This is a genomic window from Ruegeria sp. ABV3_008 (genome assembly GCF_056161185.1).
This window is the reverse complement of the sequence record NZ_JBSWYP010000009.1, coordinates 40413-65728: the sequence shown is the minus strand read 5'-3', so window position 1 is coordinate 65728 and position 25316 is coordinate 40413. Positions and strand designations below refer to the sequence as shown.

23 protein-coding genes and 1 riboswitch are annotated in these 25316 nt (G+C 59.8%); of the genes, 6 read left to right on the top strand and 17 right to left on the bottom strand.

What is annotated here, in order from left to right:
- The first annotated feature begins 139 nt into the window (after positions 1-139).
- From ACXAH8_RS15720 to ACXAH8_RS15710, 3 genes are all read left to right on the top strand, one after another.
- Positions 140-1501, top strand: a complete 1362-nt coding sequence (locus ACXAH8_RS15720; protein WP_475219773.1) for a glutamine synthetase family protein — start codon at positions 140-142, stop codon at positions 1499-1501.
- A 92-nt stretch (positions 1502-1593) separates the two neighbouring features.
- Positions 1594-2976, top strand: a complete 1383-nt coding sequence (locus ACXAH8_RS15715) for an aldehyde dehydrogenase family protein (protein ID WP_475219772.1) — start codon at positions 1594-1596, stop codon at positions 2974-2976.
- Positions 2973-4118 (top strand): iron-containing alcohol dehydrogenase, encoded by a 1146-nt coding sequence (locus ACXAH8_RS15710; RefSeq protein ID WP_475219771.1) that lies wholly within the window; start codon positions 2973-2975, stop codon positions 4116-4118. Before ACXAH8_RS15715 ends, ACXAH8_RS15710 begins: the two co-directional genes overlap by 4 nt.
- Positions 4119-4159: 41 nt before the next feature.
- Here the strand turns inward: ACXAH8_RS15710 and ACXAH8_RS15705 are convergent, their stop codons facing one another.
- Both ACXAH8_RS15705 and ACXAH8_RS15700 read right to left on the bottom strand, forming a co-directional pair.
- Positions 4160-6565: a YbcC family protein gene (locus ACXAH8_RS15705; protein ID WP_475219770.1), complete on the bottom strand. Its 2406-nt coding sequence runs from the start codon at positions 6563-6565 to the stop codon at positions 4160-4162.
- Between the two features lie 15 nt (positions 6566-6580).
- Positions 6581-8131: a proton-conducting transporter transmembrane domain-containing protein gene (locus tag ACXAH8_RS15700; protein ID WP_475219769.1), complete on the bottom strand. Its 1551-nt coding sequence runs from the start codon at positions 8129-8131 to the stop codon at positions 6581-6583.
- 116 nt (positions 8132-8247) lie between these two features.
- Between ACXAH8_RS15700 and ACXAH8_RS15695 the strand changes: the two genes are divergently transcribed.
- Positions 8248-9126 (top strand): LysR family transcriptional regulator, encoded by an 879-nt coding sequence (locus tag ACXAH8_RS15695; protein WP_419740541.1) that lies wholly within the window; start codon positions 8248-8250, stop codon positions 9124-9126.
- Here ACXAH8_RS15695 and ACXAH8_RS15690 read toward each other — a convergent pair.
- From ACXAH8_RS15690 to ACXAH8_RS15665, 6 genes are all read right to left on the bottom strand, one after another.
- Complete coding sequence (locus ACXAH8_RS15690; protein ID WP_475219768.1) at positions 9120-10853, bottom strand: thiamine pyrophosphate-binding protein; 1734 nt, start codon at positions 10851-10853, stop codon at positions 9120-9122. The two genes, ACXAH8_RS15695 and ACXAH8_RS15690, sit on opposite strands and share 7 nt — an antisense overlap.
- 102 nt (positions 10854-10955) lie before the next feature.
- Positions 10956-11867: an SMP-30/gluconolactonase/LRE family protein gene (locus ACXAH8_RS15685; protein WP_475219767.1), complete on the bottom strand. Its 912-nt coding sequence runs from the start codon at positions 11865-11867 to the stop codon at positions 10956-10958.
- Positions 11864-12838, bottom strand: a complete 975-nt coding sequence (locus tag ACXAH8_RS15680; protein WP_475219766.1) for an ABC transporter permease — start codon at positions 12836-12838, stop codon at positions 11864-11866. Before ACXAH8_RS15680 ends, ACXAH8_RS15685 begins: the two co-directional genes overlap by 4 nt.
- On the bottom strand, positions 12835-13761 hold the full coding sequence (locus ACXAH8_RS15675) for an ABC transporter permease (RefSeq protein WP_475219765.1): 927 nt from the start codon (positions 13759-13761) through the stop codon (positions 12835-12837). The genes ACXAH8_RS15680 and ACXAH8_RS15675 overlap by 4 nt, the downstream gene beginning before the upstream one ends.
- Position 13762: 1 nt before the next feature.
- A complete protein-coding gene (locus ACXAH8_RS15670; protein WP_475219764.1) occupies positions 13763-15232 on the bottom strand; it encodes a sugar ABC transporter ATP-binding protein in 1470 nt (489 codons plus the stop codon).
- Between the two features lie 4 nt (positions 15233-15236).
- Complete coding sequence (locus ACXAH8_RS15665) at positions 15237-16250, bottom strand: substrate-binding domain-containing protein (RefSeq protein WP_475219763.1); 1014 nt, start codon at positions 16248-16250, stop codon at positions 15237-15239.
- A 224-nt stretch (positions 16251-16474) separates the two neighbouring features.
- On the opposite strand from ACXAH8_RS15665, the gene ACXAH8_RS15660 reads away from it, so the two are divergent.
- Together ACXAH8_RS15660 and ACXAH8_RS15655 are read left to right on the top strand one after the other, a co-directional pair.
- Positions 16475-17665 (top strand): GAF domain-containing sensor histidine kinase, encoded by a 1191-nt coding sequence (locus ACXAH8_RS15660; protein WP_475219762.1) that lies wholly within the window; start codon positions 16475-16477, stop codon positions 17663-17665.
- Positions 17638-18393 (top strand): response regulator transcription factor, encoded by a 756-nt coding sequence (locus ACXAH8_RS15655; protein ID WP_475219761.1) that lies wholly within the window; start codon positions 17638-17640, stop codon positions 18391-18393. Before ACXAH8_RS15660 ends, ACXAH8_RS15655 begins: the two co-directional genes overlap by 28 nt.
- Before the next feature lie 8 nt (positions 18394-18401).
- Here ACXAH8_RS15655 and ACXAH8_RS15650 read toward each other — a convergent pair whose 3' ends face one another.
- The 9 genes from ACXAH8_RS15650 to ACXAH8_RS15610 form a co-directional block, all read right to left on the bottom strand.
- Entirely contained in the window at positions 18402-19412 is a 1011-nt protein-coding gene (locus ACXAH8_RS15650; protein WP_475219760.1) for a FecCD family ABC transporter permease, read from the bottom strand.
- 1 nt (position 19413) lies between these two features.
- A complete protein-coding gene (locus ACXAH8_RS15645; RefSeq protein ID WP_475219759.1) occupies positions 19414-20364 on the bottom strand; it encodes an ABC transporter substrate-binding protein in 951 nt (316 codons plus the stop codon).
- A 12-nt stretch (positions 20365-20376) separates the two neighbouring features.
- The gene (locus ACXAH8_RS15640) at positions 20377-21153 is read right to left on the bottom strand and encodes an ABC transporter ATP-binding protein (protein ID WP_475219758.1); all 777 of its coding nucleotides are present in this window, start codon (positions 21151-21153) and stop codon (positions 20377-20379) included.
- Positions 21150-21497 carry a DUF1636 family protein gene (locus ACXAH8_RS15635; protein ID WP_475219757.1) on the bottom strand — a complete coding sequence of 116 codons (348 nt, stop codon included), beginning with the start codon at positions 21495-21497 and terminating at the stop codon, positions 21150-21152. The genes ACXAH8_RS15640 and ACXAH8_RS15635 overlap by 4 nt, the downstream gene beginning before the upstream one ends.
- 106 nt (positions 21498-21603) lie before the next feature.
- Positions 21604-21808, bottom strand: a riboswitch (cobalamin riboswitch).
- Between the two features lie 34 nt (positions 21809-21842).
- Complete coding sequence (locus tag ACXAH8_RS15630; protein WP_475219756.1) at positions 21843-22331, bottom strand: hypothetical protein; 489 nt, start codon at positions 22329-22331, stop codon at positions 21843-21845.
- Entirely contained in the window at positions 22328-22549 is a 222-nt protein-coding gene (locus ACXAH8_RS15625; RefSeq protein WP_475219755.1) for a hypothetical protein, read from the bottom strand. Before ACXAH8_RS15625 ends, ACXAH8_RS15630 begins: the two co-directional genes overlap by 4 nt.
- A gap of 119 nt (positions 22550-22668) precedes the next feature.
- A complete protein-coding gene (locus ACXAH8_RS15620; RefSeq protein ID WP_170690525.1) occupies positions 22669-23334 on the bottom strand; it encodes a D-lyxose/D-mannose family sugar isomerase in 666 nt (221 codons plus the stop codon).
- An 18-nt stretch (positions 23335-23352) separates the two neighbouring features.
- Positions 23353-24279 carry a carbohydrate kinase family protein gene (locus ACXAH8_RS15615; protein ID WP_475219754.1) on the bottom strand — a complete coding sequence of 309 codons (927 nt, stop codon included), beginning with the start codon at positions 24277-24279 and terminating at the stop codon, positions 23353-23355.
- Positions 24280-24307: 28 nt separating this feature from the next.
- A complete protein-coding gene (locus tag ACXAH8_RS15610) occupies positions 24308-25270 on the bottom strand; it encodes a glucokinase (RefSeq protein WP_475219882.1) in 963 nt (320 codons plus the stop codon).
- Between the last annotated feature and the right edge of the window lie 46 nt (positions 25271-25316).

Sequence of the window (25316 nt, the reverse complement as noted above, 5' to 3'; positions counted from 1 at the left end):
CACTCAGGCGCAGATTGTGAAATCTCATACCGAAACGTCGCAATGATCTGTTGCGTTCGCGGTCACGGGTCGCCACGGTAGCATTTGAGATTTTGGCGTTGCTGTGGCCCGCCATCAGGAATTTGAAGGAGGGGGCAGAATGACCGCGACACTTACATTCGAACATCTTAAAACGCAGGTTTCAGCGGGTGAGGTAGACACCGTTCTGGTGTGCTTTGTCGACATGCAGGGCCGTCTGATGGGCAAGCGCTTTCACGCGGGTCATTTTGTAGCGGGCGCGTGGGAAGAAACCCATTGCTGCAACTACTTGCTGGCCACCGATCTTGAGATGGGCACACCGGATGGCTATGCCTCGACCAGTTGGGAGCGGGGGTATGGCGACTACGTTATGAAGCCCGATCTTGCGACCCTGCGCCCGGTGCCATGGCTTGAAGGCACTGTTATGGTGATGTGCGATATCCTCGACCATCACACGCATGAAGAGGTGCCGCATGCGCCACGGGCGATGTTGAAGTCGCAGGTCAACCGCTTGAAGGCCATGGGCTACGAGGCGATGTGTGCGACAGAGCTGGAGTTTTTCCTTTTCGAGAAGAGTTTCGACGAAATCCGCAAAAACGGCTTTCGAGATCTGGAGCCGATTTCCGGCTATAACGAGGATTATCATATCCTCCAGACCACCAAGGAGGAGCATGTGATGCGCCCGATCCGCAACCATTTGTGGAATGCGGGGATACCGGTTGAGAACTCGAAAGGTGAGGCCGAAACCGGGCAGGAAGAGCTGAACATCAAATACGCGCCTGCGATGGACACGGCCGAGTACCACTCGATCGCCAAGAATGCGGTGAAAGAGATCGCCTGGCAGCATGGTCATGCGGCAACGTTCCTGCCGAAATGGCATCACGACAAGGTCGGCAGTTCTAGCCATGTGCATCAATCCCTGTGGAAAGACGGCGCGCCTGCTTTTTTTGATGAAAATGATCCGCTTGGCATGTCGGATGTGATGAAAAGCTATTTGGCTGGCCTGCTGAAGTACGCCCCGGATTACACGTATTTCATGGCCCCTTACATCAACAGTTACAAACGCTTCATGAAGGGCACCTTTGCGCCGACACGGATCATTTGGTCCGTAGACAACCGCACGGCTGGCTTCCGCCTTTGCGGCGATGGGACCAAGGCCATTCGGGTGGAATGCCGGATCCCCGGTTCTGACATGAACCCTTATCTGGTGATGGCCGGGATGCTGGCGGCGGGAATTGCCGGCATTGAGGAAGGATTGGAATTGCAACCTGCGGCAACCGGCGACGTTTACCAGGGCGATACGGGGATGATCCCCGGCAATCTTGGTGCGGCATTGGGCGCTTTGCGTGGGTCGGCCATGTTGCGGGCTGCTATGGGGGATGAGGTGGTGGATCACTACGCTCGGGCCGCTGAGGTGGAGATCGAAGAATTTGCGCGTGTGGTAACCGATTGGGAAGTTGCCCGTGGGTTTGAGCGCGCGTAAAGGACAGGAGTGAGGGGCCAGCCCCTCACGCTCCTCGGGATATTTTTAGCCAGATGAAGCAGGGATCCTGTTTTTTCGGAAATGGAGTAACTATGGGGCAGATGTTGAAGTGTGTCTCGCCGATTGACGGGTCGGTTTTTGCGGAGCGAGAGGTGTTATCTCGAGACGCGGCGTTTGAGGTGGCGGCTCGGGCGCGCGCCGCGCAAGCGGCTTGGGCGGCGCGGTCCTTGCAGGAGCGAGTTGATCTGGTAATGGCCGGTGTGGCAGCTGTCGGTGCGATGAATGATGAGATCGTGCCTGAGCTTGCGCATATGATGGGTCGGCCCGTGCGCTACGGTGGCGAGTTTGGTGGGTTCAATGAACGCGCAAGCCATATGGCGGAGATTGCCGAGCGTTCTTTGGCCGATATCGCCGTGGGCGAGGATGAGACGTTTCGGCGGTACATCAAGCGTGTTCCGCATGGGGTGGTTTTTGTTGTGGCCCCCTGGAACTATCCCTATATGACGGCAATCAACACAGTGGCTCCGGCATTGATTGCTGGGAATACCGTGATCCTGAAACATGCCACGCAGACGTTGTTGGTGGGCGAGAGGATGGCGCAGGCGTTCCACGCGGCCGGTGTGCCCGAGGATGTGTTTCAGAACGTCTTCCTCAGCCACGATGTGACCCATGATCTGATTGCCGGAAATGCGTTTGATTTCGTGAACTTCACCGGCTCGGTCGGGGGTGGGCAGGCGATGGAGCGCGCGGCGGCGGGCACCTTTACTGGCGTCGGGACCGAGCTTGGCGGTAAGGACCCCGGCTATGTCATGGAGGATGCCGATCTGGATGCCGCCGTGGATACTTTGATCGACGGGGCGATGTTCAACTCGGGTCAATGCTGTTGCGGAATTGAGCGGATCTATGTGCATGAAAGCCTTTTCGACGAATTCGTTGCGAAGGCGGTCGAGATTGTGAAGGGCTACAGGCTGGGCAATCCGCTGGACCCTGAGACGACCCTGGGTCCGATGGCCAATGTGCGCTTTGCCGATGAAGTGCGCGCTCAGATTGTCGAGGCTGTAGCGGATGGCGCGGTGGCCCATATCGAGAGATTCCCCGAGGATGACGGTGGCGCCTATTTGACGCCTCAGATCTTGACCAACGTCACCCATGATATGCGCGTGATGCGGGATGAGAGTTTTGGGCCGGTCGTTGGGATTATGAAAGTGTCCTCGGACGAAGAGGCAATCGCGCTGATGAACGACAGCGAATTCGGTTTGACCGCCAGCCTGTGGACCCGTGACGTGGACCGGGCCGCGCGAGTGGGTGATCAGATCGAGACCGGCACTGTGTTCATGAACCGGGCTGACTATCTGGACCCGGGCCTATGCTGGACCGGCTGCAAGAATACCGGGCGGGGCGGTGGCCTGTCGGTCATCGGGTATCACAACCTGACCCGTCCAAAATCCTACCATTTGAAGAAGGTAACATCATGAGCCTTGTTGGAAACTGGTCCTACCCGACCGCGATCAAATTCGGTGCTGGCCGCATCAAGGAACTGCCTGAGGCCTGTGCGGCGGCAGGGATGAATCGCCCTCTGCTGGTGACGGACAAGGGGTTGGCAGATTTGCCGATCACGACGGCGACGCTAGATATTCTTGAGGTGGCTGGGCTGGGCCGCGGTCTGTTCAGCGATGTGGACCCGAACCCGAATGAAAAGAACCTCGATGCCGGAGTCGCGGCTTACAATGCCGGCGGGCATGACGGGGTGATTGCCTTCGGCGGCGGCTCGGGACTGGATCTTGGTAAGATGGTTGCCTTCATGGCGGGCCAAACGCGGCCTATTTGGGATTTTGAAGATATCGGCGACTGGTGGACCCGCGCGGATGCAGATGTGATTGCGCCGATCATCGCGGTGCCGACAACTGCCGGGACAGGGTCCGAGGTGGGGCGTGCCAGTGTCATCACTAATTCCGAAACCCATGCCAAGAAGATCATCTTTCACCCGAAGGTCCTGCCGACCGTGGTGATCTGCGACCCGGAACTGACCGTTGGCATGCCGAAATTCATCACCGCAGGAACCGGTCTTGACGCCTTTGCCCATTGTGTCGAGGCTTTTTCCAGCCCGCATTACCACCCGATGAGCCAAGGCATCGCGCTTGAGGGGATGCGGTTGGTCAAGGACTATCTGCCGCGTGCTTATGCGGATGGCGCTGATCTTGAGGCGCGCGCGCAGATGATGAGCGCGGCTGCCATGGGGGCGACGGCGTTCCAAAAGGGGCTCGGCGCGATCCACGCCATGAGCCATCCGATTGGCGCAGTATTCAACACTCATCACGGCACGACCAACGCGGTCTGCATGCCCGCTGTGCTGGAATTCAACGCACCCGTCATTGCGGATCGGTTCCAACAGGCCGCCGCCTATCTGGGGATCGAGGGCGGCTTCGACGGCTTCCGCGACTTCGTGCAGGAGTTCAACGATGCGCTCGGCATCCCGCGTCAGCTGTCGGAACTGGGCGTGACTGAGGATCGGATTCCCGAACTGGTCGAAGGCGCGATCATTGACCCCTCTTGTGGAGGCAACCCGATTGAACTGACGAAAGAGAACCTGACGCAGCTGTTCCACGCCGCGCTTTAGGTGAGAGGCCCGGCGGGTGTCCTCGCTGGGCCTCTCAATTGCTACTCAGCCGCCATGGCGCTGATCTCGGCCCGCGCCATCGCGACCCATTCCAGATCCTTGGTGTAACGCCAGGCGAGATCGCCGTTTTCATCCATGGCGATCAGGTGCAGCCAACGATTGTCGAACAGCTCTTTCACGGTTTCGTTGCGTCTGAGGATGTCGTTCATCGCCTCCCGTGGGGCCTCAATGATGACCGACAGGCGCAGCGGGTCGTGCTGGAACGACTCTCCGTCATGTATGGATTGCCAAGGCAAGCCGGGGCGCAGCGCGCCGCCGTTTCCCTCGACCACGCCGATGCCGCCAACCACGTTGTGCAGCAGTTTGTTCCCGCCGCCAAACAGGCTGGGCGCAACGGTTGAACCGTAGTACTGCAGGCTGATCCAGCTGGCGACCACGACCGGAGCGGTCATGATCAGTTCCAGCACGCCAAAGCCCTCATCCGCGCGCCAGTCATAGCTGTGCAGGAAGGACTGACCCGCAAGACCCGTGCCATCGGTCCGGGACCGCGGTGCGGCAATGAAGGCGCGGCATCCGGCTAGCCCCCATTCAGGGCGCAGCTCAGCCCAATCGGTGGCGCGGCGGGCGATGTCATTGGCCCCCTTGGCACGCGGCAGACGCGCGGCGCGCTCGGACCGCGCCAGTTGTCCGGCCGAGGTCAGCCAGTTTTTCAGCTGTGCAATCTGCGCGGCCCACAGACCCGTCGCCTGATCCTGATCGAACAGAGAGACCTTGTCGGTCGTAGTGTGGTGCATCGCCGCCAGAAACAGCGTGTCCGCTGGGATGTCGATCCCCTCGGCGCGCAGCCCTTCACGTACGGTATGATCGTTCAACAACCCGGCCAGAAGGCGGGCGCTGACGTCACCGGCATGACCGCCACATGCGCCACATTGCAGGGCGCTTTCATGGGGGTTGTTGGTCACATCCGCGCCATGACCGGCCAGCATCACGACGCGAGCGAAGTTGCTGGTCAGAGACATCGCCCCAAGGATGGCTTTGGCCGAGGCGATACGTGCAGGCAGGTCGATCGCGTCGTCAAGCTTCGGCGCAGGGTCGAACTTCGTAGACCCGTGGCCCTTGCCAAGAGCGTCACGCAGCAGTTTGCCCGCATAGACCGGGCCCGTTGCCTCGACAAACGCGAAGGACGAGACCGCGGCCAGTTTGAACCGGCCCCAGGCCCGTTTGGCCCGTGCGGTGTAGCGGCGGTTCAGGTCGGACTGCGCGCCCTCGGCCGCGTGGGAGCACACGTTCGGGTTCAACAGGACTGGCCCCCGTATTTCGGTCACGTCCGAGCCAGCTGCCTTGTGGGCGCTGGCGAGGCCGAAGAAGCCAGCAAAACCAATGGTCTCAATCCCGCTGTCCTGCGATTCCAGCGCGCGGCGGAAGACTTCGGAGCGGACGTCGATGCAAAAGGCCGCTTGCACCTCGGGACGGCCTTCGACCTTGCGCGGCTGACGTTCGCTGAGGGTTTGCGCCAACTTGCGTTGTTGCGCGCGCTCCGAGGCGTCCTGCAGCACCGTGTCGATCACCAGATCGCGGGTCGGGGTGATGGGGGCCTCATGTTGGGCAATGATTTCAGCCCAGCGATCGGCAATCTGATCGTGGTAGAGACCAAACAGAGCCTCTTCGAAAACCATGCGAATGGCCAGCAGTTCGGTTGTGCTTGTATCTGTCTGCCCTTCCAATTCGGCCTGCCACAGCAGATAGCGAGCATATTGCGCCCAACCGCCCAGTGTCATCAGCCAACGATGGAATGCCGTGCTGGCCGCCTCTGGGGTGACACCCAGTGCCTCAGAGGCGCGGCCAATCGCCCGCCATTGCGAGCGGTTGGTGCCAGCGACAAAAGCTCCGAACCCTTTCAGGCCGTGGATTTCCGGGGTCAGATCGCGTGAGGCGAACTCGCGCCACGCGCTATAGGCACCGCCTGTGCGGTTGGGTTGCCACAGGGCCTGACCCTGATCGAAATGGCTGGCGGCCCAGGCCCCGATCCGTTCGTCAATCAGACCGGGCCAGTCGATCCCGGAGACCTCGGCGGCCAAATCGGCAACCGTGGGCAGGGGAGACAGCTTCGCGGTCTCGGACCCAAGCGCAGCTTGCAGATCTTCGAAACTGGGCGCGTCAAAGCGGCTTTCGACGCTGGCGAGGGCATCCCGCAGATCGACCTCAGAAATCTCTCCGCTTGCCAGTTTCTGCGCAAATACCGCCCGGTTCGGAGTGATCCGCGTGCCCGCAACCCGTGCCAACCGGGCGGACGTCACAGCCAGCGTCTCTTGTGTTTGCCCCAGAAATGGGTTCACCGCGACGTTGGAGGCAAGCGGGAACAGCGGCGGGATTTGACGCACCGCGTCATTGGCCAGTGCGACCAGTTCCAGGAGGGGTGCAGGATAGCTTTCGTGCTTCATATACATTTTGAGAAACCCCTCTTACACGGTTTGGCGCTTGGACCATCCGTCCAGCAGCCGGTCAAAGATTGCGTTGGCATAGAGCCCGTTTGAAAGATGCACCCGAATGCCTGCCGCCGCCGGGTGCGAGGCCCAAAGCGGGAAGGTGGATTGCGCCAGAGCGACCGCGCCAAAGCTGATCAGGGCGAGAATGATCAACGTCCACTCCAACGGCCCGGGCGCAGGCGCTGCGGGCAAGGCGCCCATGGTCAGATGCACGGCGATGATTTGCAAGACGAAGTAGCTGATTGAGGTTACGCCAGCATAGACAACAGTACGACGGGTCAACGCGCCGGGTGCGGCATCGGCAAAGCCCTGCGCCAGCAGATAGGCGACGCCGAAGATCAGGATCACGCCAAGGACAATCGCCTGAACGGATTTGCCGTCTACGCCGAACGCCATGGCGACGATGCCGTAGATCAGGATGCCGGTGGCAAATGCCAGCAACACGTTCCGCGCGCTTGGCACAGCGACTGGGCCGGGCCTGCGGATGGCTGCTACGTTGCGCACGGCCTCTCCCGCGCTGAGGAAGGCATGCGCCTTGTAGAGCGAATGCGCCACGATGTGTAGCAGTGCCAGCGGAAACAGGGCCAGCCCGCATTGCATGATCATGAAGGCCATTTGAGCAATGGTCGACCAGGCCAGCGAGGTTTTCACCGCCGGTTGCGTCAGCATCACCAGACCGCCGAATAGCGCGGTGAACCCACCCAGCATCACCAGCAGCGCCATGATGCCCGGTGCCGCCAGCATCACGTCGGCAAAGCGGATCAGGAGGAACCCTCCGGCGTTGATGACGCCCGCATGCAGCAGGGCCGAGACGGGGGTCGGGGCCTCCATCACCTCGGTCAGCCACCCATGGACCGGGAACTGGGCCGAGGCCATGATAGCCGCCAGCGCAATCAGCAGGGCGGCGGCGATGGTCAGCCCGTTGGGTTCAGCCGAAGACAGGATCGAGGCAATGTCCGTGGTGCCATAGTTTGCGATCAAAAGAACCACCGCGAGGGCCAGCGCGCCTTCGCTGATACGCGCCACGACGGCCTTTTTCCGCGCCGCCCGCCGGGCGGTGGTCCGCTCGGGGTAGAACAGCAGCAATTGGTGCAGCAGCAGGCTGGTCGCAATCCACGCGGCGAGCAATTGGATCAGGTTGCCCGACATCACAAGCAAAAGAACCGAGGCGAGTGTTGCCGACATCCAGCCGATGAACGCACCCTGACGGGCCTCGCCATCCATATAGGTGGCCGAGTAGCGTAGAACGATCCATCCGATGAAGCTGACCAGAACCAGCATAGTGGCGCTGACCGCATCAAGCCGCACGGAAAGGCCAACACCCCAGAACCCGATCAATCCCGAGGTGCCGGAGCCGTGAAGAACCAGCATCAGGGCCGACAGCGCGGCGCCTCCGAAAGCCGCCAATGCTGCCCATTCCGACAGTCTCGAGACATGGGTCGGCCGCAGTCCCGGATTGCGGCTGGCATAGTAGGCCGATGCCAGCAAGATCAGCGGGCTGAGCAGGGGTAGAAACAGATAGGTCATGATGCGCGTTCCTTGTGAGTCCAGCCTGATTTGGCCGGTTGAGTAGGACATATTGCGCAATCTTTCGTATGAAAAATTCATTGTTATGGAGATTACGTTCTACTAAATAGAACGATATGCCACTTAACTATCATCACCTGCGTTACTTCTGGGCGGTCGCCCATGATGGCAATCTGACCCGGACAGCCCAGCGGCTGAACCTTTCGCAATCCGCGCTCTCTGTTCAGATCAAGGAGCTTGAGGAACGGCTGGGTCACCCCCTGTTTGAACGTCGTGGCCGCAAGCTGCATCTGACCGAGGCCGGGCGTATCGCGCTGGACCATGCGGACGCAATTTTCGCGACAGGGCAAGAACTTGTGGCCACTCTGCAGGATGAAGGCAACGCGCGCACGGCGCTGCGGGTTGGTGCGCAGGCGACGTTGTCGCGGAACTTTCAGATCGGCTTTCTGCGCCCAATGCTGGCGCGCTCAGATGTTGAGGTGATCCTGCGATCAGGCAATCCCAGCGAGTTGCTTGAGGGGCTGGAGACGCTGAATTTCGACCTGGTTCTCATGAATCATGAGCCTGCCAGTGACAGCTTGACCAGTTTTGAAACGCACCATCTGGCGGAACAACCCGTCAGCATCGTCGGCACGCCGGCGCGACTGGATCCGAAGCGCCCGATCCGGGATCTGTTGGAAGAGCAGCCCTTTATCCTGCCAACCACCAATAGCAGCGTCCGCACGGCGTTTGATTCGATGGCCAGCCGCATGTCCGTCCGGCCTCAGATCGCGGCCGAAGTGGATGATATGGCCATGATGCGCCTGCTCGCGCGTGAAGATATCGGGCTTGCACTTGTAGCCCCGATCGTTGTGCAGGATGAGCTGTCCTCGGGCCGTCTGGTCGAGGCCGAGGAACATCCCCGCATCAATGAAAGCTTTCACGCCGTCACCTTCAAACGTCGTTTTCCCAATCCGCTGGTGCGGGAGTTGCTGACCTATAGCCTGCCTCAGTAGAAGTGGGGCAAGTTCTTTGCGCGCGCGACGCGGACCCAATTGGGCACGAAGGGGATGATCTTGTCTTGTGAGGGCACCATCATCTCAATGAAATTCGCACCGGGATTGGCGATGGCGTCGGACAGGATGGGTTCGATATCGACCTCGGAGGTGATCCGGGCGGTTTTGAAGCCGAACCCTTCTGCAACCTTGCAATAGTCGACGCGTCCGAAATCGGTGGTCCAGGGCTCATCCACATCGTCGAGCAGGATCGCCTCACCCCTGATCCATCCAAACGTGTCGTTGCGGGTCAGGATGACGGTGATGTTCTTGCCGCTGCGCTTGAGGGTTTCCATGTCGCCGATGACGAACCCAAACGATCCGTCTCCGGTGAAGGAAATGACCGGGCCGTCATGGGCATAGATCGCGCCCACTCCGGCAGGCACCGAATATCCCAGCGCCCCCATCGAGTAGTTGGTGATATAGCGCCGCCCCGGTTTGCGGAAGGTCAGCAGCGCCGAAGGATAGATCGCGCTGACGCCGGGCTCAGAAGTGACAAGCGCGTCATCGGGCATGATCCGGTCCAACACCTGAGACAGCTTGACCGGTGAGATCGTACCTTCGGGCATCGGGATGTTCGAGTTGAAGACCTTGTCCAGCGCCCTTTGTTTTATCGGGTTTAAATCCAATGGCGTCCGTTGAAGGCCGGGATGCTCAGCCTTCAGGATTTCGATCATATATTCAATCGTTGCGCGGGCATCCCCTACAAGGCCAACCTTCAGCGGGAAGGTGTTTCCAACATGCGCCTCGGCAATATCGAGGTGCAGGAAGTTTTTGGTATAGGGATCGCCGTAGAGCTTCCAGTGATCCGTTCCAGCGCTGTCGGTATTTGAGCCGATGAAGAAGATCGTGTCCGCTTCGAGAAGGTATTGGTTCGAATACTCCATCCCGCCGCGGCCACCGATGACGCGCAAGGCCAGTGGATGATCCTCGGGGATTGTGCCTTTGCCGGGCGTGGTGGTGCCGACCGGGATTTGCAGCCGTTCAGCCAGTTCAAGGATCGCATCCGAGGCTTGTGAGATCAGCGCGCCCTGGCCACAGACAATCGCAGGTTTTTGCGCCGCCAACAGCACGTCGATTGCAGCGCGGATCTTGCTGTGATCCGCGACCGGCCGGTGCGCGGGATAGGTGCTGTAGTCCGGTTCGGCATACAGGTCGGTGATCTCGGCCTCTTCGCCAAAAATGTTGATCGGCACGCGGATATGAACCGGCGCCGGGCGGCCCGAGGTCGCCACGCGAAAGGCCCGTCGGATCAGGAACGGGATTTCGCGCGCATTGGTCAGCACGAAGCTTTCTTTGCAGATACTGTTATAGAGCCGAGTTTGATCGACGCCGGTCAGACCGTGCTTTTTGTCCTGATTGATCGGAATGTCCGAGCTGAAATAGATCACCGGAACCGAGCTGAGGAACGCCTCAGTAATGCCTGGGGTGCAATGGGTCACACCGGGGCTGGGCGCTTCAAGTACGGCGGGGCGACCTGTGATCTTTGCATAGGCCTCGGCCGCGAAAGCTGCGGTGCGTTCATCGCGGGTCAGCACGAACTCGATCCCGCTATTGGCGCGCCATTCCTTGTACCAGCCAATCGTTGTCTCACCGGGCAGACCGAAAACATGGGAAACGCCATGAAGCTCCAGCATTTTCAGGATGATCTGCGCGCCATTCTTGCGCGTCGTTTGGGGCTGGTTCATCAGGTGGACCCTTGTTGGTGGCATGTTTCGGGCAAACCCTTTTGAGGGGGTTTGCGTACATCGCCACCATGTCTAGGCGAGGATCGGAAGTCCAGAATTTGCTTAGCCGACAGCGCCCTTGGTGTTCACGTGAACTGCGTAGACGCTGGTGGTTGCGGTGATGAACAGCATATTGCCGCGCGGGCCACCGAAACACAGGTTCGCGACGGTCTCGGGCGTTTTGACCTTGCCCAGCAGCTCTCCATCGGGTGAGAACACATGCACTCCGTCCGCCGCTGAACACCAGACGTTGTCGTATTGGTCTACGCGTAGCCCGTCGGGCAGACCCTGATCAATCGCGGCGAAATCGCTGGGTTTGCCAAGCCCGCCGTCCGGCCGGACATCAAAGACCTTCAGTAAAGAAGGAACGTCCGGATCATGACTGCTGCCGGATTCGGCGACGTACAGGCGGTTTTCGTCTTTCGAGAATGCCAGCCCGTTCGGCTGCACGAAATCACGCGAAACGATGGTGGGGTCCGGAGCGCCGGGATCAAGGCGGAAGACAAAGCTGCCCTCCTGTTCGGGCGTGGCTTTGTGACCTTCAAGATCAGAGAGGATGCCGTAAGTCGGATCCGAGAACCAGATCGAGCCATCCGACCGGGTGATCACGTCGTTGGGCGAATTCAATCGGCGGCCATCATGATGGTCAGCCATTGTTGTCAGTTGCCCATCATGTTCGGTCCGCACCACTGAACGGGTTGCGTGCTGGCAGGTCACCAGCCGCCCCTCGCGATCACGCGTGTTGCCGTTGGAGTATTTCGAGTTCTGGCGGAACAAGCTGGTGCCGCCATACGGGGTCCAGCGATACATGTGGGCATTTGGTATGTCCGAGAACAGCAACGTTTCATGCGCTGGAAACCAGACCGGCCCCTCGGTCCAGACATGGCCCGTCGCGATCCGTGCCAGCGTGAGGTTGGAGTGGATCAGGTCCCGAAACACGGGACGGATGACCTCATATGTCTGCAAATGACTCATGCGCTATATCCCTTCCGGCTGGCCAGAGTGACTACGCCCACAATCACAAGCCCGGTCAAAATCAGGCGAATTCCGGCGCCCAGACCGTATGAATTCAGCATCGATACGATCAGGAACATGAACAGTGCCGCCCCCCAGATGCCCGGCACGTTCGAATTGCCTCCGCCAATGGACGACCCACCGATGACGACGACTGCAATGGACATCAGCATGTATTCGGTGCCCATGTTCAGGTTGGCCCCGCCCGAGAAGCTGGCCAGCAGAAACCCCACCAAGGCGGCACAAACGGCCGAGTTGACATAGATGCCAAAGCGCACCGCGTTCACCGGGACTCCGCTGAGCCTTGCCGCGCGCAGGTTTTGCCCGATGGCCGAGATCCACCGCCCTGCAATCGCGCGTTCCAAAAGCAGCCATGCGCAGACGGCCAGCGCAATGCCGACCCACGCGACATTCGGAACCCCGAACGTCCCACCCGAGGCGAACTCGGCCAGGGGGTCCGGTGGCTTGATACGCAGCCCCCGGTTCGACCAGATCGCCAGCGACTGGTACAGGAAGGAGGCAGACAGGGTTGCTATGATGGGCGGGATGCGCAGTATCAGGATCAGCGCAAAGTTCACGATCCCGCAACCGATGCCTATCCCGATTGCAACCAGCAGGCCGGGCAGGATCAGCGCGGTTTGCGTGTCCATGAACTTTAGCGCCAGTGTGGCGGCCAATGTCATTGTAGCTGGAACAGAAAGGTCGATATTGCCGGGACCAAGCGTAATCACCAGCATCTGCCCGATGCCGACAATGGCCGAGAAAGAGGCAAAGGTCAGCGCCGCATAAAGCAGCGACCCCGCCCCGGACCCGGCCAGTAGGCTGGTGGCAACAAAGGTGATCGCCGCAGCCAGATAAGCCCAGAGCCACGGTTTCTGCACGAGTGCCCGCAAGGGGTTGGATCCCGCGTCAGAGGTAGTTTGGTCACTCATGCCGAGACCTCCCTACGGACAAAAAACAGGCGCACGGCCAGAACGAGGATCAGGATCGCGCCCTGTGCACCGATCTGCCAATCTGGCGAGAGGCGCAGAAAGGACAGGAAACTGGCGGCAAGGGTCAGGGTCAGCGCCCCGATAACGGCCCCGAAGGGCGAGACGCGGCCACCGACAAATTCGCCTCCGCCAAGGATCACGCCCGCAATCGACAACAGCGTATAGCGCAGCGCGATATTGGCATCCGCCGCAGTGGTTAGTCCGACAAGGCACATGCCTGCCAGCACTCCGAACAGGCCCGCCAATCCATAGGCAGAGGCCCGCAGGCGGACGACCGACCAGCCAGCGCGCTCCATTGCGCGTTCATTGCCGCCAACGCCCTGAAGAACCACGCCCACCCAGGACCGCTTGATCAACAGATGCACGGCAAAAGCCAAGACCAGTGGAGCGATCACGGCCACCGGCACCAGCGGGGTTTTGAAATTCATCAGGGTTTTTAGCCACTCAGGTGACGCTCCGCCGGGTGAAGGCAGGATCAGCACCGCCAGCCCGCCCCAGACGAAAGACATGCCGAGAGTCACTACGATTGCGGGCAATCCGCGCAGTTGGATCAAGGCCCCCAGCGCGGCATAAGCCAGAACCGCCCCGGCCAGAATGCCATAGCCCAACAGAGGTGTGTCGTGAACGAATGTGGCTGTGACACAGGCGCAGAAACTCACGAAGGTGCCGATGGACAGGTCGATGTCGTTGACCATGATGATCATCATTTGCGCAATGGTCGCCAGGGCCACCGGGATCGCCAGATTGAACAGCAGGTTCAGGCCAAAATAGCTCATCGCGCGGGGTTGCAGATAGAATACGGCGCCCAACAGGACGGCCAGAGACAGAACGGGCAACAAAAGGCGCAAACGGTCGCTGGTCATCTCAGGCCTCCTGCATCTGGAAAGAGGCGTGCAGTATGTTCTCCTCGGTGATCTCATCACCTTCCAGCTCGGCGGCAATCTGACCGGCGCGGAATACGAAGACCCGGTCACATTCGAGGATTTCGTCGGTCTCGGTCGAGTAACAGAGGAAGCTGCGGCCTCTTGCGGCTTCTGCCTGGATCATCTGATAGACGTCTTTCTTGGTGCCCACATCCACACCGCGCATCGGGTCATCCATCACGACAATCGGTGCTGAGGAGGCCAGAGCGCGGGCAAACAGAACCTTCTGCTGGTTGCCGCCCGACAAAGACAGGATCGGGTTCAAAAGATTGTCGGTGCGAATGCCGATACGGTCTTTCCAGGTTTGAACCATGTCCGCCTCGCTGCTGCGATCCACCATCACTTTTCGGCTGAACTCGGGCAGGGTGGTCAGCGAGAGGTTCCGCAGGATCGACCAGAGCGGCATGATCCCGTCGCGGGCGCGGTCTCCGGCGACAAAGACCACCTCGGGCTGGCGCGCGGATTTCCATTTTGGGGCGTGGTCGAAGTAGATTTGCGCCAGTGCTTCGGCCTGTCCGTGACCTGCAAGCCCGGCCAACCCGACTATTTCACCCGCGCGGGCGTTCAACCCGTTCGCCGCCCGCACGACCTCGGCCCCGAGGGTCCGATCTGCCCGCCCGGCGCCCGAGGTGTCTTCATCAGGCGCGACATGCCCCATCGCATCCACGATCGAGGCGCGGGTGAACTGGCTGGCAGGTTGGTCATCCACGATCTGGCCATCTTTCATGACGACGATCCGGGTCGAAACTTCGAAAATCTCACCCATCATGTGCGAGATGAACAGAACCGCGCCGCCCTTGGCGCAGAACCGTTTGATATGGTCCAGCAATTGTTGCGCGATGGCGGCGTCAAGGGATGAGGTCGGCTCGTCCAGAATAACAAGGCTAGGTTCTCGGTCACGGTCGGCAAAGGCGATAGCGATTTCCACCATCTGACGCTCGGCTATGGTCAGGTTTCCAACCGTGGCGCGTGCGTGGATGCCATGACCCGGAAAGACAAGATCCAGCGCGTCGAGCATCTTTTGCCGCGCAACCCGCCGCCAGCCTTTGCGCGGCATGTTGCGATAGGGGATACGCAGGTTCTCCAAAACGGTCAGGTTCGGGCAGAGCGACAGCTCCTGAAACACGCTGCGAATACCTGCCTTCTGCGCGTTTTGACTGTTGCGCAGGGCGGGATTTGCGTTCCGATGGTGAACGGTCCCCTGAGTTTGCGTCAGGCGGCCGTTGATCACATTCGCCAGCGTGGATTTCCCGGCCCCATTGTGGCCGACAAGTCCAACGCATTCCCCTGCGCTGATGCTCAACGTCGCACCACGCAGGGCAAGAACAGGCCCATAGGACAGATGGGCCTGCTCCAGAGAGACAACCGGTGCAGCGGTGGCTCCGGGTCCCGTTTTCTTGTCAGTCTTCACGCGCTTACTGGGCCGACGCGATGACGTCTTTGGCCTGATCCTGCGTGTATTCCACGTTGGCGACCGAGCCCTTGGGCGTTGTTTTCAGGGCGTCTTTCAAATCTGCCTGATCGATTCTCAGGAAGGGTACGGTCAGGTCCTTCGGAACCTCTTGCCCATCCAGAATCTGCTGGGCGACCCAAAAGGCCAGCGTGCTGACGCCTGGAGCAATCGACAGAGAGGTTGTCTGATATCCGTTTGCGTCCTGCTCATCCGACCACCACTGAAGTTCGTCCTGACGGTTGCCCATCACGATGGTTGGCATTGGACGATCCGTGGCCCCGATGGCCTGCGCCGCCCCATAGCCGTCACCACCCTGGGTTACGACGCCCACGATCTCGGGCAGGCTGGGCAGGATACCGGCGACGGCCTTCTGAGCCACATCCTGCGCCCAATCCCCGTGGACCGAGCCCACGATCTCGAACTTGGTGTTCTTCACCTCGTCATGAATACCAGCGCTGATCTCGTCATCGACGAACACTCCGGCCAGACCGCGGATTTCCAGTAGGTGGCCGCCATCAGGATAGCGCTCGGCCAGGTATTTAACCTGCTCGCGCCCCATCTGCTGAAAGTCGACCGCAATGCGCCACGCGCAGGGTTCCTGAACGATGCCGTCGAAAGATACCACCGTGATACCCGCATCGCACGCAGCCTTGACCGCGCCATTGATTGCGGTGGGTGACGCGGCGTTGATCACGATCGCATCATAGCCTTGAAGGATCATGTTCTGAATCTGAGCCGCCTGCTCGGTGGCCTGATTTTCCGAGGTCGTAAAGGCGTCAGCAGCGGCGACAACACCATCCGCGACGGCCTGATCTCCGTTTTTCTGCCAGCTTTCCAGCATGGCTTGCCGCCACGAATTACCTGCGTAGTTGTTGGACAGGGCAATGCGTTTGTCGGATGTATCCGCTTCGGCAGCCGGGGCTGTCAGGGTGATGATCCCGGCCGCAGCGCCGAGCAATATGGCCTTTAGTGTCATGTTTTCCTCCCAAAGCGGCCCAAGCGCCGCACGATTTTGGTGCCAGCCTGACGGGGCCGACTTGCCTAAAATTCCTAAAGGACACGCGCAAAGTAAGAGTAGGACGCGCGCATTCCTTGCGGGTTCCCGCAAATAGGCTGCGGCGACCCGCATGACACTCGATCCGCTGGTCGATATACTCGCCCATGCCGGTTGCGGCAGGCTGGCGCTGCGAAAGAGAACACATGGCCGATCTTGCCTATTACTTGCGGATTTCGAACCATCTGGCGGGCAATCTGGATATCAAATCCGCATTGCGGTCGGTCAAATCCGAGATCGTGCGCATTTTGGAAATCGATCACCTGGATGTCTGCCTGATAGACGAGGAAGGGCGGCTTAACACAAGCTATGAGGTCGGCCTGCGCACCAGTTGGAGCCGCACCCGCGCCCCGGTCGAGGTCTCGCCCGTGCGCGATATCCTGCGGGGAGATTGCGACTACATGCTGACCGGAAACGCGCCGGAGGACCCGCGATATGTGTTCGAAGGCGGGGACTATGATCCCATCCTCAAACACAATATGCGCAGCCGCGTGAATGTGGCGATGAAAGTGCTGGGCCGCACGATCGGGTCCTTGAACTGTTCGTCACAAAAGCTTGATTTCTATGATGAACAGGCCGTCGAACAGGTGCGCAATATTGCTGACATTCTGGCCCCGTATTTCTATGCGCTGCGTGCGAATGAACAGGCTCGGCGTGAGGCGATCATGCGGACCGAGGTGCAGGCGCGGGAAGAGGGGCTGCGGCTTGGGGCGCTCAGCCTTACAGATGCGCTAGAGCTGGAACGCCAACGGATAGGGATGGATCTGCACGATCAGACTCTGGCCGACATGACGCGGATCAGCCGGGATTTGGAGCGGTGCGAAACGCCTCAGGATCTGGACGGGCTGCGCAGCAGTATGAGGAACTGCATCCAGGGATTGCGCGAGATAATCGATACCTCGATTCCGTCTTTGCTGGAGCTGTTCGGCTTTCAGCACGCCGTGCGAACCCATCTTGAACGCGCTATTGACCCGGATGAAGGGGTCGAAATTGACGTTCGTGACCTGTCCGGCGGGATGGTCGACCGGCTGCCGCAAACCAAACGCATCGCCTTGTTCCGTATCGCACAAGAGGCCATCAACAACGCAGTCCGACACGCCTCGGCCAGTCGTATTGAGGTCGAGATTGAATGCGTGGACGGGCTGCACCTTCGCGTGCGGGACAATGGGCGCAGCATGGGGGCGATTGAAATCCGGCAGGCCTCGGGCGGGTTGACGCATATGCGAACCCGCGCCCGGCTGATCGCGGCGCAGTTTGACATCCGCTACAATGGCGGGACCGAGATTACGGTCTGCCTACCGGCTTCTGAATGCCCCAAAGCCGAGGTGTTGGCATGAAGGTTCTGCTGGTCGAAGACGACGCCATGCATGCGAATTACCTGCGAGAGTTGGTTCAGGATGCCTTGCCTGAGGTGACCGACCTGAGCCTCGCCTCGAACGGTCGGGAAGGGGAAGAACAGGCCCGACAGAATGGTGTTGAGGCCATCGTCATGGACCTGCGCATGAAAGAGCGCAACGGGATCGAGGCCGCGCGGACCATTTGGTCGGAACGCCCCGCGACCCGCATTCTGTTCTGGTCCAACTACTCGGATGAGGCCTATCTGCGCGGCATTGCGCGGATCGTTCCGAAAGAGGCCGCCTATGGCTATGTTTTGAAAACGGCCAGCCCCTCACGAATGCATCTGGCTTTGCGCGCCGTTTTGATCGAGGCGCAGATCATGGTGGACCGGGAAATCCACCAGATCCAACGCGAACAGAGCCGCTCGGGTGAGGCGCTGACGGAGGTTGAGTTGGCAATCCTATCCGATCTCGCCCTTGGTTTGCCCGACAAAACCATCGCGCTGCGTCGTAAGCTGGCCCTGAGGACGGTGCAGAACCGGCTACTGTCGATCTATGAAAAGCTGGATGTGGGCGATCTGCCGGTGGATGCCAGCGATATTGCGATTAACAAACGCGTGCGGGCGGTCTCAAAGGCCATGACCTCTCAGATACTGAACCGTGAGAGCATTTTTTCGGCGGAAAAAGAGCTGGGAAGCTGGCTTGAACGACGGCAAAACCTGGGATGACGACCGTGCTAGTCAGATCGTGAGGATTTGAACAGGTAGAGGAACACAAACAGCGACCCGATCGAGGTTGTAACGATCCCCACCGGCAACTCTTGCGGGGCCAGAAGCAGCCGAGACAGAATGTCTGAAAGCGTCAGCAAGATGGCCCCGACGACGGCGGATGTGATCAAGAGATTGCGGTGGAGCGTTCCGGCAATGCCTCGGGCGATATGGGGAACCATCAGGCCGACAAACCCGATCACGCCTGCCACCGACACAAAGCTGGCAGTGGCCAAGGCCGCGACAAGAAACATCCGGAATCGCAGGCCTTGCACTGGAATGCCGAGTGTTGAGGCCGTGAAATCCCCCGTCAGAAGGGCGTCAAGCCAACGGCTTCGGTAGAGGGAATAGCCCAGGATCAGGGTCAGCCCTAGCACGACAAGTGGAAAGGTCTCCCACCGGGCCAGACCAAGGCCGCCTAGCATCCAGAAAATGACGGAATGCGCGGCGCGGCTGTCGCCTGCGAAGATCAGATAGTTGGTGATGGCCGAAAACAGAAAAGATACAGCCAGGCCTGCAAGGATCAGTTTCTCTGGCGCACTGGTGCGCAGGCTCTGAACCAGGGCCAGAACAATGCCGGACGCGATCAGGCCCCCGCAAAAGGCCGCAAGTGGCAGGGTCCAGATGCCCAGAACATCGCCTGTCACAGTGATGACGAGAACGGCGCCCGCAGCGGCCCCGGACGAGAGGCCAAAGAGAAACGGGTCAGCCAGGTCATTGCGCGTTGTCGTTTGTAAAACGACCCCGACAACACCCAGCCCGGCCCCAATCACTGCCGCAAACAACGCGCGGGGCAGGCGCAGGTCAAAGACAATCCGGTGCAGAGGGGACATGTCGCCCTCAGTCACACCAGTACCCAGCCCAATCGCGGTGAAAACCTCGGCCAAGGGGATCGGGGTAGTTCCGTAGATAGTCGACAGCAGCAAAAGGGCGGTCAGAATGACCGCCCCCAACAGGACCGCCCGGCCCGTTTTCGTCATCTTAGCTGTTACCCCGGTGCATCGCCGTTGCCATCTTCTCGATCGCTTCGATGTTTGCCGGTCCCGGTGTCAGCTCTTCGTAACGCAGGCCGATCCAGCGCTCGTTCTTGACTGCATCGGTCTGCGACATCACCGGGTGTTCCTGCAGGAACTTGAAGGTATCCGCCGCGCCGTTGCCGGTTTGATAGTCCAGCAGGACAAGGAATTCGGGGTTCGAGGCGGCGACAGCCTCCCACGAGGTGCGGCCCCAGCTAGTGTCCATGTCATGGGTGACGTTGACGCCGCCAGCCGCTGCGATCATCGCGTCGGGAATGGCATATTTGCCTGCGGTAAAGGGCGCATCGGCCGGGCCGTCCAGCAGGAAGACGCGGGGTTTTTCCAGATCGGCGGTTTTGGCCTCGATCGCGGCCAGTTGGTCTTTCCAGCCCGAGACCAGCGCGTTCGCCTTGTGTTCGACATGCATGACCGTGCCGAGACGCAGAACATCATCAAACAGCAGGTCCATGCTGGCTTCGGGACGGTCTGTGTTCAGGTGAATGCAGCTTTCGGTCAGAACCATGGTCTTGATGCCAAAGGGCTCCAGCGTGTCGGGGGTGACGTCGCCGCCGGGTTTCATGCCGTAATACCATCCGGCAAAGAACATGTCGGGCTCAACCGCGACGAGGTTCTCGACCGTCGGGTATTTCGGAGCGAGTTCGGGAATGTCACCGCGCTGCGCGTCGAAATCAGGGCTGGTCTTGTACCAGCCGGTGATGCCGGTCAGGCCAACGATGCTGTCCTGAAGACCCAGTGCAAAGGCCATGTCGGTCATGTTCATGTCATGAACCACGATCCGCTCGGGCTTGGTGTCGAACACCAAAGGTTCACCGCAATTGTCGACGGTGATCTCTTGCGCGGCAGCGCCGCCCGCTAGTGCACTTAGTACCGCAGCGGACAAGAGTTTCAGTTTCATCAATCTCTCCTGTTAAGATGAAAGCTTTCGTTTTCGGATGTCCAGCGCGGGGATCACGCGTCCTTCGTGCTGGAAACACAAATAGTCAACACCAAAAGTCTCGCGCACGCGGTTTGGCGTCAGAACTTCGGAGACCGGGCCGAAGGCCGTCAGCTGCGCGTTCTTCATCAGGGCCACGTGGCTGGCGAATTCGGGGATCATGACCAGATCATGCACGATCATCACAACCGTCACGCCCAACTCGGCGACCAGAGACAGCATGTGCCCCTTGGCATCCGGGTCCAGATGGTTGGTCGGCTCATCCAAAAACAGCAGCGAGGGGTTCTGGGTCAAAGCCCGTGCGATATGGGCGCGCTGGCGCTCACCGCCGGACAGTTTTGCCATCTGTTTGCCAGCCAGATGGGACAGTTCGGTGGTGTCTAATACGCGCTGCAGATCCGTTTTACGAGCTTCGGCGGATTTGTCGGCCCTGATCGGGATTTGCCCCAGGGCTACATAATCGCGCAGTTGCAGCCGCCCGTCGGGTATTTCCTGCTGGCCGACAACGGCAATCCGTCTGGCCCGTTCTAGCGACGACAGTTTCCGCAGGCTTTGACCCTGAATACGCACATCGCCCAGCGCCAGTTTTGCGACCCCGCACAAGAGGTTGAGCAGCGTCGTCTTGCCGGCTCCGTTCGGGCCAGCAACGGCCAATATCGCGCCTTCCTCCAGCGTGAACGAGGTGTCGCGCAGCAGAACATCGCCGTTCAGGGCGTAGTATTCCAGATTTTCAGCGACCAGAAAGCTCATGCCGTGTCCTCCGTTGGCAGGCAGGGCATGCGCGACAGAGTTTTGGTGTAGAGCGCCAAAGGACGGGTCGAGGCGCTGGTCCAGCCATCCTCGCTGTCCCGGAATTGATGGGCGAACTCCGCCAAAGCGCTCAGATCGGCAGGGGATTGAATGTCGCCAAACAGATATTGCGCCTTTCCCTTGGCCTGCAGCCCAACCGTCATAGGTCGGTCGCACCCGGCCATACAGTCGATCAGGCGTGTCGAGAACCCCTCGGGCAGCTGGCTATCCAGCGTTTCCTTCGCCTTATGTGCGGGGATCGGCCCATTGCAGGTGCCGCATATCAGGACAAAATGATCAGCCATGGCACGGGTCGCCAACTTGAACAAAAGCCAAGTGAAGGCAAAAGCCATGAGTTGCATCAGCACGCAGATGTGCCATCGAGCCTCCTTCCGGGACACCCCGCCCCGGGTTGGTTAAACTGTGATGGCAGGTCTCCTGACTTGCGGGTCGTTGCTTGGCCAACCTTCCCGACCTTAGGGGCCAGTGGTTCTGTGGCGTCGCTCTCCGCTTACAGTTGCGGGGGCAGTCACGGCATTGGCCCTCGGGCCGCACCGTATTCCCATTTTCATCCCTCAGGCACAGGCCGTCGGGAACCATCCAGAGCAGCTAGTCTGCTCACGCTCCTATTGTCAAGCGCCGGAATCGCGCTAGCGGACCACGCGCAGGGTCGGCCTGCGGGCGGTTTGGCCCGGTCTGACGCCATTTGTTGGGAACTGGCTGGCCAGGGTCAAGCCGGCCTGTATCAGGTGCGCGTCCGGGTAGCCTCCGGTCAATTCGTTCAAGGCATCGCGCGCCGCCGGAGTTTCGTCGCGACGCATGTGATGCAGCATCCGCAACAGTGCGCGTTCGTCACATGTCAGTTCTTGTCGTGTTTCAAGACAAAGCGGGTCGTTGAAGGCTAGTCCCATAGGGCGGGTGTGTAGCGTGGCCTTGATGATCTTGAAGACCAGATGCGCCAAAACCAATCCTTGGTCGCGCCCCCAGCGTTCGGTTGCGACGGAAAAGGCATGTTGCCACGCCTGCGTTTCCGGCTCTGTGAAGCTGTGAATGAAGTGCCGCATGACAGGGAGCATACCGCGTTCGAAACCGTCAAAATCGGTGAAGGTCAGTGTGTGGTTGGATGCCGAGTGTTTCATGCGCGTTCCCTTTTGGGTTTGAGGGATTTCGCAACCAATGGGTGGACGTTTCGCGAAAGGGTGCAGGGGTCGACCGGTGTTTCAGGACGCGGTGATGCAGCGCGGACGGAAAAGCTGAGATCAGCCTCGATCGCCTGCCTCAGTTTTGGTTTCAATGCGCAGCCATGGCGGCTGGCAACGGCGTCCATGGCCAACAGGTCGGCGAGGGATTTTCGCATGTGAGGTTATCTTTCGGTCGCAAAAATGGGACCGGGCGATGATTCCAAGGAATCTGACTGGGTCAGTCGTTAACTGACTAAATTAGTCAGAAAATGCAAGCGCGAAATTCTTAATGAAATCAGTAGTCGGCAACCAACAGGAAATCCGGTGCCGTGTCTTCTTCGATTGTTGCAAAGCGCGGGATCGGGTCTTCAAATACGTTGTCCGTCCGGTCGTCATTCACGGTTGAGACTTCGCCAATCAAGCAATCCCCACCTTCCGCCCAGAAGGCATGCCAGATGCCGGGCATCAAGGTCACGCTCTGACCTGGCTTCAAGCGCAAATGCTCTCCGGGCCGTATGGTGACAGGGCAGGCATCGCTGGGAACGGTGACCGGGGTATCGCGGTCGACACCGCCATCGGGGTCCGAGGCATAGATTTCCATAACCAGATCGGCGCCCCCACGGTTGATGATGTCCTCGGCTTTGACGATATGGCGATGCATCGGCGATAGCTGTTTGTCGCGAGAGATCAGCAGCTTTTCGGCATAGAGCATACCGCGTCCCCGGCTCAGATCGCTGACGTTACCGTTGCGCAGGGTGAACAGAAACAACCCAAGCTCATCGAACTTGCCTTGACCGTAATCGGTGATATCCCAACCTAGCCCATGGGCACGAATACTGTCCGCCTGGGCGCTGCGCATCTGCTCAGGTGTCCAATCTGCGAAAGGTGGCAGAACGGCACCAAATGAACTGATGAATGCCTGGGCTTCGGTCTTGATACGGTTGATTTCGGATCGTTTCATCTCAGACTCTTCGTAGGGCTATATTTCATGCAACCAGGGCGGGTTGGCTCCGGCGCGTGAGACGGTCACAGCAGCCACCTCTGCGCCCAAGGTCAAGGCGTCGCGTAGCGCGTCTGGGGACAGTGCTTTCAAGCCGGGCTTTGTCAGCTTGCCAGCCTGTTCCAGCGACGCCAAAACCCCTGCATTGAACGTGTCACCCGCGCCAACCGTATCAACAACTTGCACCGGTTTGACAGGAACTGAGACCACCGCACCGCCGGCCAGATAGCCCGAGGCGCCCTCGCTCCCACGGGTAACGAGGACGGCAGAGGGGCCTGCTTGTAGCAGCAGGGGGACTTTCTGATCGTGGCTTTCCGGGCCTGGGATGATCCAGTCCAGATCCTCATCCGAGACTTTGACGATATCGGCCTGTTCGATCATCTGGTTCAACCGCGTGCGGTAGCGGGTCTGATCCTGTATGAAACCGGGTCGGATATTGGGGTCCAACATCACAGCACAGTTCGCGCCATGTTGCGCCAGCATCGCGGCATAGGCATCCGCGCAAGGCTCACAGGCAAGGCTGATGCCACCAAAATACAGCGCTGAAACCGCGGGGAGTTGGCGCGGCATATCCTCTGCACGTAGCATCCGACCTGCAGTGTTTTCATCGACAAACGTGTATGTCGCGTGGCCGTTCTTCAGTTGAACAAACGCCAGCGTGGTCGGCCTGTCCGAGGCAATCACATGTGTCGTATCCACGTGGCTGTCCCGCAGGTCATCGGCCAATTGCTGCCCGAACATATCTGAGGACAGTCCGGTCAGCAGTCCAGCGGGCGCGCCCAACCGGCCCAAAGCGATAGAGGTATTGAATATAGCTCCGCCAGAATGGGGAACGAAACCGTCCCGCCCGGACAGGGTCGGTTCGGCAATCATGTCGATCAGGGCTTCTCCGCAACACAGGATCATCCCACATCCTCTTCCAAAATACGCTCAGTTATCGCTGAAGCGCATTTTTACAGAAGTTGTTAGCGCCAACAATGCCAAATTCAGCCTGTTCAGAGATATAAAGATTCATCGACTGCCGCAACTCGCTGAAACGCCCGCCTGCATTGAACGCGTTGCGGAAGATTTCGCCAAACATCCAGCGGTTTTTCTCAGCTACGCCTCCCAGAAGGAAGACGCCACCGGCGGGCATCACGGTGACGGCCATGTCACCCATCAACGCACCCAGATGGCTGATGAACAAATCTGCGGTGCGAACGGCGATTGGGTCCTTGCTGTCGTGTGCGTCCTGCAGAATATCTCGGGCGGTGCGAACCGGAGGCTGAGCTTGCCCAGCCGCCATGCCTGCGGCCTGATACAGGATCGGCAAGCCGGTTCCGCTGAGGAACATTTCGGCCTCAAGCACTAGGCTGTCGTCGAAAAAGCATTCGGGTGCCAGATGGCGCGCGGCGTCGAAGATATCGACTTCATCCCGCGTGCGTGGGGACAGGCCCACATGGCCGCCTTCGCCTGACACGGTGTGGAAATGCCCTTCGGAGTAGAGCAGTGCACCGACACCCAAACCGGTTCCAGGCCCGACGACCAAACGCGTACCCATCGGCGGAGTGGCAGAGCCTTGCAGGACGGATACGTCAGCCTCTGTCACTTCGGCCACGGACCAGGCTGCTGCGGTGAAGTCATTGATCACATAGGTGTTGGCGGCCCCTGTCGCCTTGGCCAGGGCCTCCTCGGACAGGTCCAAATTCGCGTTGGTCAGTTGGATGCGCCCGTCGCGCACCGGTCCGGCCCCAGCCGCGACCACGGCTTGTGGCGCGGTGCCAACTTCATCGCGTATATGATGCAACGCGTCCAGCAGATCGGGCAGGGTGCCCGTCGGGTGTTTGTGCAATGCGGTCAGCTTACCATCAGAGACAATGCCCAGACGCGTATTCGTTCCGCCGATATCGGCTACCAATGTCCAATGCGGGCGCAAAGACCCGGACGGCTGGCGATAGGCCTGC

What these genes read in the sequence shown, in the direction of transcription:
- ACXAH8_RS15720 (WP_475219773.1), top strand. Translation starts at nt 140, where the DNA reads ATGACCGCGACACTTACATTCGAACATCTTAAAACGCAGGTTTCAGCG.
- ACXAH8_RS15715 (WP_475219772.1), top strand. Translation starts at nt 1,594, where the DNA reads ATGGGGCAGATGTTGAAGTGTGTCTCGCCGATTGACGGGTCGGTTTTT.
- ACXAH8_RS15710 (WP_475219771.1), top strand. Translation starts at nt 2,973, where the DNA reads ATGAGCCTTGTTGGAAACTGGTCCTACCCGACCGCGATCAAATTCGGT.
- ACXAH8_RS15705 (WP_475219770.1), bottom strand. Translation starts at nt 6,565, where the DNA reads ATGTATATGAAGCACGAAAGCTATCCTGCACCCCTCCTGGAACTGGTC.
- ACXAH8_RS15700 (WP_475219769.1), bottom strand. Translation starts at nt 8,131, where the DNA reads ATGACCTATCTGTTTCTACCCCTGCTCAGCCCGCTGATCTTGCTGGCA.
- ACXAH8_RS15695 (WP_419740541.1), top strand. Translation starts at nt 8,248, where the DNA reads ATGCCACTTAACTATCATCACCTGCGTTACTTCTGGGCGGTCGCCCAT.
- ACXAH8_RS15690 (WP_475219768.1), bottom strand. Translation starts at nt 10,853, where the DNA reads ATGAACCAGCCCCAAACGACGCGCAAGAATGGCGCGCAGATCATCCTG.
- ACXAH8_RS15685 (WP_475219767.1), bottom strand. Translation starts at nt 11,867, where the DNA reads ATGAGTCATTTGCAGACATATGAGGTCATCCGTCCCGTGTTTCGGGAC.
- ACXAH8_RS15680 (WP_475219766.1), bottom strand. Translation starts at nt 12,838, where the DNA reads ATGAGTGACCAAACTACCTCTGACGCGGGATCCAACCCCTTGCGGGCA.
- ACXAH8_RS15675 (WP_475219765.1), bottom strand. Translation starts at nt 13,761, where the DNA reads ATGACCAGCGACCGTTTGCGCCTTTTGTTGCCCGTTCTGTCTCTGGCC.
- ACXAH8_RS15665 (WP_475219763.1), bottom strand. Translation starts at nt 16,250, where the DNA reads ATGACACTAAAGGCCATATTGCTCGGCGCTGCGGCCGGGATCATCACC.
- ACXAH8_RS15660 (WP_475219762.1), top strand. Translation starts at nt 16,475, where the DNA reads ATGGCCGATCTTGCCTATTACTTGCGGATTTCGAACCATCTGGCGGGC.
- ACXAH8_RS15655 (WP_475219761.1), top strand. Translation starts at nt 17,638, where the DNA reads ATGCCCCAAAGCCGAGGTGTTGGCATGAAGGTTCTGCTGGTCGAAGAC.
- ACXAH8_RS15650 (WP_475219760.1), bottom strand. Translation starts at nt 19,412, where the DNA reads ATGACGAAAACGGGCCGGGCGGTCCTGTTGGGGGCGGTCATTCTGACC.
- ACXAH8_RS15645 (WP_475219759.1), bottom strand. Translation starts at nt 20,364, where the DNA reads ATGAAACTGAAACTCTTGTCCGCTGCGGTACTAAGTGCACTAGCGGGC.
- ACXAH8_RS15640 (WP_475219758.1), bottom strand. Translation starts at nt 21,153, where the DNA reads ATGAGCTTTCTGGTCGCTGAAAATCTGGAATACTACGCCCTGAACGGC.
- ACXAH8_RS15635 (WP_475219757.1), bottom strand. Translation starts at nt 21,497, where the DNA reads ATGGCTGATCATTTTGTCCTGATATGCGGCACCTGCAATGGGCCGATC.
- ACXAH8_RS15630 (WP_475219756.1), bottom strand. Translation starts at nt 22,331, where the DNA reads ATGAAACACTCGGCATCCAACCACACACTGACCTTCACCGATTTTGAC.
- ACXAH8_RS15625 (WP_475219755.1), bottom strand. Translation starts at nt 22,549, where the DNA reads ATGCGAAAATCCCTCGCCGACCTGTTGGCCATGGACGCCGTTGCCAGC.
- ACXAH8_RS15620 (WP_170690525.1), bottom strand. Translation starts at nt 23,334, where the DNA reads ATGAAACGATCCGAAATCAACCGTATCAAGACCGAAGCCCAGGCATTC.
- ACXAH8_RS15615 (WP_475219754.1), bottom strand. Translation starts at nt 24,279, where the DNA reads ATGATCCTGTGTTGCGGAGAAGCCCTGATCGACATGATTGCCGAACCG.